The organism is Antricoccus suffuscus (assembly GCF_003003235.1).
In the GTDB taxonomy this organism is placed as follows: Bacteria; Actinomycetota; Actinomycetes; order Mycobacteriales; family Antricoccaceae; genus Antricoccus; species Antricoccus suffuscus.
Genome location: NZ_PVUE01000013.1, coordinates 115,214 through 124,689 on the forward strand (window position 1 = coordinate 115,214; position 9,476 = coordinate 124,689).

General features: G+C 66.5%; 10 protein-coding genes and 1 rRNA gene. 1 reads left to right on the forward strand and 10 read right to left on the reverse strand.

Annotation, left to right across the window (positions count from 1 at the left end; all coding sequences use genetic code 11):
• Positions 1-4: 4 nt before the first annotated feature.
• From recN to CLV47_RS15015, 5 genes are all read right to left on the reverse strand, one after another.
• Complete coding sequence (recN, locus tag CLV47_RS14995; RefSeq protein ID WP_106349869.1) at positions 5-1,900, reverse strand: DNA repair protein RecN; 1,896 nt, start codon at positions 1,898-1,900, stop codon at positions 5-7.
• Positions 1,901-1,937: 37 nt separating this feature from the next.
• Positions 1,938-2,888, reverse strand: coding sequence for an NAD kinase (locus CLV47_RS15000; protein WP_106349870.1), 951 nt, complete (start codon positions 2,886-2,888; stop codon positions 1,938-1,940).
• A gap of 85 nt (positions 2,889-2,973) precedes the next feature.
• Positions 2,974-4,266, reverse strand: a complete 1,293-nt coding sequence (locus CLV47_RS15005; RefSeq protein ID WP_106349887.1) for an SLC13 family permease — start codon at positions 4,264-4,266, stop codon at positions 2,974-2,976.
• A complete protein-coding gene (locus tag CLV47_RS15010) occupies positions 4,263-5,051 on the reverse strand; it encodes a TlyA family RNA methyltransferase (protein WP_238145454.1) in 789 nt (262 codons plus the stop codon). The genes CLV47_RS15005 and CLV47_RS15010 overlap by 4 nt, the downstream gene beginning before the upstream one ends.
• The gene (locus CLV47_RS15015) at positions 5,048-5,347 is read right to left on the reverse strand and encodes a hypothetical protein (protein ID WP_106349871.1); all 300 of its coding nucleotides are present in this window, start codon (positions 5,345-5,347) and stop codon (positions 5,048-5,050) included. The genes CLV47_RS15010 and CLV47_RS15015 overlap by 4 nt, the downstream gene beginning before the upstream one ends.
• Before the next feature lie 166 nt (positions 5,348-5,513).
• Here CLV47_RS15015 and CLV47_RS15020 point away from each other — a divergent pair, with 166 nt between their 5' ends.
• Complete coding sequence (locus CLV47_RS15020) at positions 5,514-5,843, forward strand: SCP2 sterol-binding domain-containing protein (RefSeq protein ID WP_106349889.1); 330 nt, start codon at positions 5,514-5,516, stop codon at positions 5,841-5,843.
• Between the two features lie 80 nt (positions 5,844-5,923).
• Here CLV47_RS15020 and CLV47_RS15025 read toward each other — a convergent pair whose 3' ends face one another.
• From CLV47_RS15025 to rrf, 5 genes are all read right to left on the reverse strand, one after another.
• Positions 5,924-6,943: an HAD-IIA family hydrolase gene (locus tag CLV47_RS15025; protein ID WP_106349872.1), complete on the reverse strand. Its 1,020-nt coding sequence runs from the start codon at positions 6,941-6,943 to the stop codon at positions 5,924-5,926.
• Positions 6,944-6,995: 52 nt separating this feature from the next.
• Positions 6,996-7,379, reverse strand: a complete 384-nt coding sequence (locus CLV47_RS15030; protein WP_170111099.1) for a single-stranded DNA-binding protein — start codon at positions 7,377-7,379, stop codon at positions 6,996-6,998.
• Between the two features lie 164 nt (positions 7,380-7,543).
• Positions 7,544-8,164, reverse strand: coding sequence for a tetratricopeptide repeat protein (locus tag CLV47_RS15035; protein ID WP_106349874.1), 621 nt, complete (start codon positions 8,162-8,164; stop codon positions 7,544-7,546).
• A complete protein-coding gene (locus CLV47_RS15040; RefSeq protein ID WP_106349875.1) occupies positions 8,071-9,252 on the reverse strand; it encodes a hypothetical protein in 1,182 nt (393 codons plus the stop codon). The genes CLV47_RS15035 and CLV47_RS15040 overlap by 94 nt, the downstream gene beginning before the upstream one ends.
• A 139-nt stretch (positions 9,253-9,391) precedes the next feature.
• Positions 9,392-9,476: ribosomal RNA gene (gene rrf / locus CLV47_RS15045) — 5S ribosomal RNA — on the reverse strand; the annotation flags it as partial.

The window sequence follows — 9,476 nt, forward strand, 5'->3', positions numbered from 1 at the left end:
CGGCCTATTTGGGGTCGCTCACCTGCCGCGCCCGCTTCGAGGTCGTCGTACGGCGCCCCGCCTTCGTCGGTGACTTTTTGGCCGGTGCTGCCGCCTTCGTCGTACTTTTCTTGGCCGAAGACTTGGCGGCCGGCCGTGTGGCCGCCGACGGGTCTCTCTCTTGATACGCCGTCTCGAGCAGCTCCGCCGCGTGCGCGCGACCGGAGTCGCTGTCGGTGAGGCCGGCCAGCATCCGAGTCAACTCGACGATGCGCTCGGCGTGATCGAGGTGGCGGATATCCGACCTGGTCACGCCCTGTGCACCGGACTTCTCGATCACGACGTGCCGGTCGGCGTACGCCGCGACCTGTGGCAAGTGCGTGACCGCGATTACCTGGTGATCTTTGCCAAGTACGGCCAGCAGCCGGCCGATTTCGATCGCCGACTCGCCGCCCACGCCGGAGTCGACCTCGTCGAAGACCATCGTCGGCACCGGGTCGGTGCCGGCCAGCACGACCTCGATCGCGAGCATCACCCGGGACAGCTCGCCGCCGGAGGCACCCTTGGCCAGCGGGCGGTACGTCGTACCCCCGTCGCTGCTGAGCTCGATGTGCACGGTGTCGATACCGTCCGGGCTGGCCCCGGCGGGCCGGCCGTCGGCCTCGAGCGTGGGACGACCCGCGGCCGCTTCTCGGGGACTGACCCGTACGCCGATCCGCACCGAGCCCATCGCGAGTTTCGCCAGCTGGGCGCCGATCGCGTCCTGAAACGACCCGGCCGCCTCGCGCCGCCGGCTCGATAACGCCGCGGCCGCGGTCTGCGCGGACGCCTGGGCCTGAGTCACCTGTTGTTCGAGCCGGGCCATGCTCTCGGCCGAGTCGTCCATCGCGTCCAGCTGGGCGCGGGCATCGTCGGCCCACGCCAGTACGCCGGCCACCCCGTCCGCGCCGCCGTAGTTGCGCACCAGCTCGCGCAGCTCGACGCGCCGGGCCATCGCCTGCGCGAGGCGTTCGGGGTCGTCGCTGACGCCCTCGGCGTACCCCGACACGTCGCTGGCCAGGTCGGTGGCGAGGTAGGAGATCTCTTTAGCGCGCGTGGCGAGCTCCGCGAGGGACTCGTCGTGGACGCCGCCTTCGTCGAGCGCGCGGACGGCGCGGCCGATGAGGGTGCTGATGCTGTCGCCACCGGCGTCGTCGTCCGCGCCGACCAGCGCGGTGTGCGCCGCCTGCACCGACTGGCGCAGGGAGTCGGCGTTGGCGAGCCGGCCCAGCTCCTGCTCGAGGCGTTCGTCCTCGCCCGGTCGCGGCGCCGCCGCGTCGACCTGTTCGAGGCCGAACATCAGCATCTGGCGGGTCCGGCGCCGCTCGTCGTCATTGCGCAGCCGGTCGTCGCGCTCCTGCTCGATCCGGCGCCACTCGTCGTACGCCGCCCGGTAGTCGGCCAGTGCCTGCGTCACCGGCGCCCCGGCGTACCGGTCGAGTAGCTCGCGTTGTTGCGCGGGCTGGGCCAGGCGCAGCTGGGTCGACTGGCCGTGCACCGCGATGACGGAGTCGGCGAGCTCGGCCAGGACGCCGACCGGCACCGAACGCCCGCCCGCGCTGGCCCGGGACCGCCCGTTCTTGCTGACGCTGCGGCTGAGGATCAGCGTGCCGTCCTCGTCGACGTCACCGCCGGCCTCGGTGGTGCGGCGTACGGCGTGACTGTCCGGCGCAAGGCGCAGCCGGCCCTCGATGTCGGCGCTGGCCGCGTCGTGCGAGACCTGAGAGGAGTCCGAGCGCTCGCCGAACATCAGCATCAGCCCGGCCACGACCATCGTCTTGCCGGCCCCGGTCTCGCCGGTCACGACCGTGAACCCGCGATCGAGCTGCAGCGTCGCGTCGGCAATCACGCCGAGGTTGCGGATGCGGACTTCCTCTAGCACGCCGCACTCCTTCCGGCGTACGTCGCAGTGCGCTCCACTACTGTTCCCGGAACCCGTGCACGGGCAACTGGAAGCGGGCAACGAGCCGGTCGCTGAAGCTCTCGTCCTTGACCCGGGCGACGTAGACGGGCTTGTCGCCGCGGCGTACGACAACGCTGTGGCCCTCCGGCACCGGGATCGTGCGCCGGCCGTCCGCGCACAGCACCGCATCGTGGCCACGCGGGGCGACGTCGAGCCGGATGCTCGACTCCGGCCCGGTGAGCAGCGGCCGGGCAAACAGCGCGTGCGCCGCATTGGGTACCAGGAGGATGGCCTCGACGCTGGGCCACACGATCGGTCCGCCGGCGCTGAAGGCGTAGGCCGTGGAGCCGGTCGGGGTCGCACACAAGATGCCATCACAGCCAAACGAGGTCAGCGGACGGCCGTCGACGCTGACGCCGACCTCAAGGATGCGTTCGCGGGTGGTCTTCTCCAGCGACGACTCGTTAAGCGCCCAGGTGGAGACGACCACGCCGTCCGGACCGAACACGTCGACGTCGAGCGTCATCCGTTCCTCGACGCGGTAGGCGCGATCGAGCACGTCCTGGACCGCCTCGTGCAGCGCCTCGGGTTCGGTCTCGGCAAGGAACCCGACATGCCCGAGGTTGACGCCCAGGATCGGCGAACCGGCCGGGCGGGCATACTCCGCGGCGCGCAAAAACGTCCCGTCCCCACCGAGCACCATCACCAGCTCGGGTTTGGTGCCTTCGGTGATATCAGGGCGCTGCGGATCGCCATGCAGGTCTGGTACGCCGACCACCCAGTCGTGATCGATCAGGTCGCGTTCGGCGTACGGCGCGAGGACCCGAATGCCGGCCTTGTGCAGGCGTTCGGCGACCTGGCGGGCGAGATCGATGATGTCCTCGCGGCCGGCGTGCGTGACCAGAAGTACCGCGCGCTGCTCCCCCGACTGGTCAGGTGTCGACCGTACGTCGCTGCGCTCGCTCATTAACCTCTCTTCTCCGGGTCGTCAGATGCTGAGGTCTTAAGATGCTCGGGTCTTAAGATCCTCACGTCTCAAGATGCTCAGGCCTTCAAACGCCGATCAGTTTCGCCGACAACCACAACAAGCACGTCGCCATCAGGATGATCGGTACTACAGACATTAGTCCGAGCACGTGAAACTGCTTCGCCGACGGGCGTAGGTCCGCCGCGACGACGCGGCGCCATAACAGTGTGGCAAGCGATCCGCCGTATGTCAGGTTCGGGCCAAGGTTTACGCCAATCAAGACGGCCAGCACCGCGAGCGGTGCACCGGCCACGAGCGGTAACAGCACCAGTGTGGCGGGAATGTTGTTGACGAGATTGGCGACCAGCGCGGCCAGCAGCGCGATGACCAGCAGTGCGGGTAGCGAATGTCCGGCGGGTAGGAGTCGCCCGAGCAGCGCCGCGCCACCGTGCCGGCTGACACCGTCGACGATGACGCCAAGTGCGAGCACGAACAGCAGGAAACTGGGGTTCGCCTCACCGATGATCCGGCGTACGTCGGTCTGTTTGCGGACCAGGCGGCGTACCCCGAGCACCAGAGCGCTGGCGGCGGCCATCCACGCCGGCGACAGGCCGAACGCGGACAGTACGACGAACCCGCACACGGTCACGACCAGTACCCCGAGCGCCACCCGCGGCGATCCGTCACGAAAGTCCCGCGATCCGTCACGAAAGTCCGACGATCCGTCACGAATGTCCCGCGATCCGTCACTCGAGGCCGGCGCGAGTTGCTCGCGGAATGCGATCCGCGCCACCGCCCACTCCGTTATCAGGATCGCGACCCACGGCACGGCGAGCAGCGCCGCGAACCGACCGAACGTCAGACCGGCCGCGCCGAACGCCAGCAGGTTGGTGAGGTTGGAGACCGGCAGCAGCAGCGAGCCGGAGTTCGCGATCCGCACTAACGCGAACGTGTGCGGGGCGCTTGGGGTCCGCATCCGCAACGTTGCCGCGACAACGACGGGCGTGAGTAGTACGACGGTCGTGTCCAGCGTGAGTACGGCGGTCACCGCGCCGGCCATCACCACGACGTACCCGAGCAGTCGGCGCGGCGTACCCCTGCTGCGGGTGGCGGCGAGTCGGCCGAAGTAGGTGAAGACGCCTTCCTCGGCGAGCAAGTGGCCGAGGATAAGAATTGCGCCGAGAAATGCGACGGTGCCGGCAAGATCGCGAACAGTGGTGCCGGCTGCCGCCGCGGGTACGACGCCGAGGAGTACGAGCGCAAAGGCGCCAGCGGCAGCGATCGGGCCTTCAAGGAGCCTGCTGTTGCCGCGGATGGCGATCGCCAACGCGCCGGCGAGTACGCCGACCGCGATGACGAGGGCGACCGGTCCGGTCAATCGACCACCCGCGACCACAGCTCGTCGAAGTCTTCGGCGGCGCCGCGCTGTAGTCGGATGAAGTATTCGATATTGCCCGCTGGTCCGGGGACTTTGCTACGCGCGATGCCACGCAGATGCAAGCCGTGCTCGGCCGCCGACGCCACCACGTCGCGCACGGATTTCTCGTGATCGGCTAGGTCTCGTACGACGCCGCCCTTGCCCAGCCGGTTTTTGCCTACTTCAAACTGCGGCTTGACCATGGGAATGAGCACGCCATCGGACGCGGTCAGCTCGGCGAGGCGGTCCATCACGTGCCGCAGCGAAATGAAGCTCAGGTCCGCGACCACGACGTCGCCCGAGCCGCCGATTTGCTGGGCGGTCACGTCGCGCACATGAGTACGTTCGATGCTGTGCACGCGGTCATCGGCGCGCAGCCGAGGGTCGAGCTGGTCTCGGCCCACGTCGAGCGCGACAACCTCTCGCGCCCCGACGTGCAGCAGGATCTCGGTGAAGCCGCCGGTCGAAGCGCCGACGTCGATACAACGCCGATCCATTACGTCGATGTCGGCGAAATCTTGAAGCGCGCCGAGCAGCTTCAGCGCGCCGCGCGAGACGAACTCGTTGCCCTCGGTCCGTTCGGCGACCACGTCCATCGATTCGTCGACCAGCTGTGACTGCTTCGTGGCAACCTCGCCGCCGACCTGCACGGCCCCGGACGCGATCAGCTCACGGGCGAGTTGGCGTGAACGCGCCATGCCGGCGCGCACCAGAAATATGTCGAGCCGTACCTTCTGCTCGGTCAACTATCACCGCGCTCAACGTCGTTAAGGGCGTCCGTGAGCTCACGGTGCGCTCGAGTGAACACGTCGTTATGGTCCGCGAGCGGACGCTCGTCTACCGCGTCGACCTCGGCCAGTACGGCGGCAAACCGCTGAGGCGTTTCAGTTTCCGCGGCGCGCCGATCAAGCTGGTGCTGGTTTGGCGCTGACGGCTTCGGCGTGCTTCCGGTCTCCCCGTTCGAGGTCGCCGACTCGACGCCGTCGCCGCCGGATACGTCATCTGGCTGCTGCTGTCCGGAGTCCGGTTGCGTGATGTCCATACGCCAATTATCCGCATATGCCACAATTTCGTGGCACGCTACTTCACATTCGGCCTAGAGTTGGGCACCGCCGGGGTATGCCGATGGCAGAGTCTGTGGGCCAGAGCCGTACTTACACACCGCAATTCACGCGTCACCGAATCGGCGCGTCCAGGGAATGGATGACATGGCAACACTCGAAGAATGCACGACCGCGCTAGAAGGCCTCGCCGATCGGCTCGCCTCGCTCGATCACAAGGCCGATTTCGAGCGCACCCTTAGTTGCACGATCAAAGACCTCGATGTCATCCTCAGAGGCACGTTCAAGGACGGATCGTTCGTGGACATCGCCGAGGCGCCCAAGTCTGACGGCAACATCAAACTGACTGCCGGATCCGACGACCTGGTCGCGCTGTGCGACGGGGAGCTCAATGTCGCGAAGGCGTGGGCAAGCGGTCGGCTCAAGGTTGATGCCAGCATCATGGACATGATGAAACTGCGCGAACTGCTCAAGTAGCTCGCGCGCCAATCGTCGCGCGGCACTGCGGGCCAATGACACCGCGCAGCGGTGGTTGGATGCGTGGGACTATCGGATTCTCAATTGAGACTCAACGAGCGAGACTCGGCGGACGCGGCGTCGTCGGCGGGCTGAGGCTGACCGCCCGACCAACTGATGGCGCAGGCGATCCGCAGGTAGTCGAGCGGATCCTGGTCACCCGACTTTGCCGCTGTCTGGCGGATCTGACCGTCGCTACTCGCCTGCCAGCAGCCGATAGTCCAGCCGTCCGCGTTGCTGCGCGGAACACCACGGCCAGGCTTGAGCAGGTCCCGTAGGTCCGCTCCGATATAGGTCGGGCGGAGTTCTTCGGTGGCCTCCAGGAGTCCGGCAGGGGTAGTCACGCCGGTCATGACGAGCAGGCTGTCGCAGTCGGAGCGGTTGGCGCCCTCGATGTCGGTATCGAGCCGATCTCCGATCACGAGCGGCCTATGTGCCTGCGTGCGTTTGACCGATGCGGTCTGCATGGTGCGGTCTGGTTTGCCGGCCACGGCGTCAGGCCTACGTCCGAGCGCCGTAGCAACAACATCGATCATTGCGCCATTGCCGGGCAGGATCCCACGCGCCGACGGAATGGTGGAGTCGAGATTGGTGGCAATCCAGAGCGCTCCGGCGCGAGCAGCCACCGTCGCCTCGCTGAGCTGCGCCCAGCCGATCTTGCGCGAGAATCCCTGGACGACGGCGGCCGGCTTGTCTGCGGCTTTGTCCGTGATTCTCAACCCGACAGCGGCGACCGCGTCACGCAGTCCGCGATCCCCCACGATCAGCACTAAAGCGCCTGGCTCTAGCCGATCGCGCAGAATTTCCGCGGCGACCTGTGCGGAGGTGATGATCTCCTCGGCCTTCGCCTGCACACCCACCGCGGCGAGCTTCTCGACGACCTCGGCCGGAGTTCGCGACGCGTTATTTGTCACGTACGCCGCGCGCATCCCGGCCTCGAGCGCTGCCTCCAGCGATGCCGCGGCATGCCCGACCGGTTCGTCACCGGAATAGATCACCCCGTCCAGATCAAACAGCGCTACGTCGTACTGGCGGGCAAGTGCGTTCTCATCGGCGTCCACTCGATGAGCGTAGCCGCCACGATCATCATCGTCCTTCTCCGGCGGTGCTTAGTCAGGGGCGCGGCTCAAGCTTCGCGGAATGCGCCTCGACCTGATAGCGGCTTCTCGGACCGGTCGGTGTTTGCCAAAATCGTCGATGTAGCTCGCCGGTAATCCGCAGCCACGCACCGGCTTCCCACCGCGTGGCACGGCCGATCAGGCCCTTGTGAAAGCTCACGCAGTCGATCGTGTCAACGGCCGGGCCCACACGCCCTCCTCGTGCGCGGCGGCGTACGACCAGCCGCCACGTCGCGGCTCGATCACCGCTCGGCAATTCACGAATCTCGACCGGAGCCGACAGTTTGCCGACAAGGCAGACCTCGTTGATATCGAGGTCTGTGTCCGGATCGATCTCTTTGTCCGTCGTGTTCTTCTTCGTCGATGTTGCAGTTGCCATGGTGGTCCTCCGAGTGAAAACAAAAAGCGCGGTCTCATCCATGATCAATGGATGAGACCGCGCTTTGGTTGTTTCGCTACGGGCTGTGCATGAACGCGGAGGGTTGTGGATAGGAATCGGCCATAACGGCAGATCTGTCACACTGCCCTGGTAAGAGGCCCGGTTTAGGTCAGAGCCTCAAGCCGCTCCTGGGCGTCGGTCTCTTCGTCGAGGTCGTGTTCGACGACCTGCGCGAACCATTTCTTCGCATCGTCGGTACGACCGGCGTCAACTAACGTGTCGGCGTACGCGTACCAGATGCGAGGCCCAGAACCCGGGGATTTGTCCGGATCCAGCCCGAAAGACTCCAGTACGTGCAGTGCGCCGTCGATCTCGCCGAGGTCGCGACGCGCACCAGAGTGCACGATCGCCGCTTCGGCACGTACGTCCTTCGGCAGCCTACTGAGGTCGGTCTCGGTCACTAACGTAATGGCCCGCTCGGGCCGGCCAAGTGCCCGCTCGCAGTCCGCGAGGACCGGCACATGCGAATCATCGCCGGACATCCGTCGCGCGGCGCGTAGGTCGCGCACCGCTTCGGCCCACTCGCCGGCTTGGTAGGCGACGATGCCCGACGCCTCCCGAACCGAGGCGAGTCGTGGCGCCATCTCACGAGCAACCCGGGCGTGCAGCAAGGCCTTTTCCGGTTCGGAATCTACAAGTACGCCGGCCGCAACCAGGTGCAGCGCCACGGTGTCGGCCTTCTCGCCGAGCGTGTTGAGCTCGCTGAGCACGGTACGGTCGAGCATCTTCGGATCGAGCCCGTCCGGAATCGGCGGCGCCTGCGTGCGCTGACGCGGTGCCTCATCACGTGCGCGTCGATCATCGCGGTGTCCGCGATCAAAGGTACGACGATCATCGCTGCGGTCGCGATAGCCGCGGCTGTCGCCACGTTCGCTGCCGTAGCCGCCGCGTGCTGGGCGGGAATCATCACGCCGACTGTCCGAGCGGAAACCGCCACCACGAGAGTCGTCGCGACGGAAACTACTACTACGGGAGTCGTCGCGACGTGGACCGCCACGGCGCGAATCATCGCGACGGAAACTATTGCCGCGGGAGTCGTCCCGACGACTGTCCGGGCGGAAACGGTCACCCCGCGCGTCATCCCGGCGCGGCCCACCACGAGAGTCGTCACGACGAAAACTACTACCGCGGGAGTCGTCCCGACGACTGCCCGAGCGGAAACCGCTTTCCCGGGAGTCGTCACGACGCGGACCACCACGAGAGTCGTCACGACGAAAACTGCCTCCACGCGAGTCGTCCCTGCGTGGGGCGCTTCCGCGCGAATCATCACGACGGAATCCCTGATCCTGACGACGGTCATTGCGACCACCGTAAGAACGGTGCTCATCGCGGCCGCCACCAGAACGGTAGTCGGGACGTGTAGCGCCTGAATGCCCACCGTCACGGCCACCGGATGGTCGATCCCCGGAACGGCCGTGATCTGGACGACCACCGCCGCCGCGTTGAGCCCCGCGGTCATCCGATCTGCCGCTGGAAGAGGAATAACGGTCCCGCTGTGGACCACGGTCCGAGCCGCCGCGGTCACGTTGCGGTCCGCGATCGGGACCACCATTTGAACGGTATCCCGACGGACCGCCGCGGTCCGAGCGATAACCACCTGGGCCGCTTCGATCTGACCGGTGGCCGTCTCGGTCGTCACGGCGCGTGCCATCAGCTGATCGATTATGGCCGCGACGCTCGCCACCGCCTTGATAGCCGGCACCACGACCGCCGCGGTCTTGGTATCCACCGCCTTGACGATGACCACTCTCTCGACTGTTCGGGCGCCGATCGCCGCCCTGATAGCCAGTCCTCGGGCGGCGGGAATCATCATCGGGCCGATCGTTCTTCTCGTCGCGAGAACCTTCGTCAGCCACGACAACCTCCTAAGCCGAAATACACCTGAACGCACAAAAGCGTTGAGGGGGTTATCCAACAGTAACTGTCGGATAACCCCCTCAACGGGAAATTATGTCCGGCGGCGTCCTACTCTCCCACACAGTCACCCATGCAGTACCATCGGCGCTGAAAGGCTTAGCTACCGGGTTCGGAATGGAA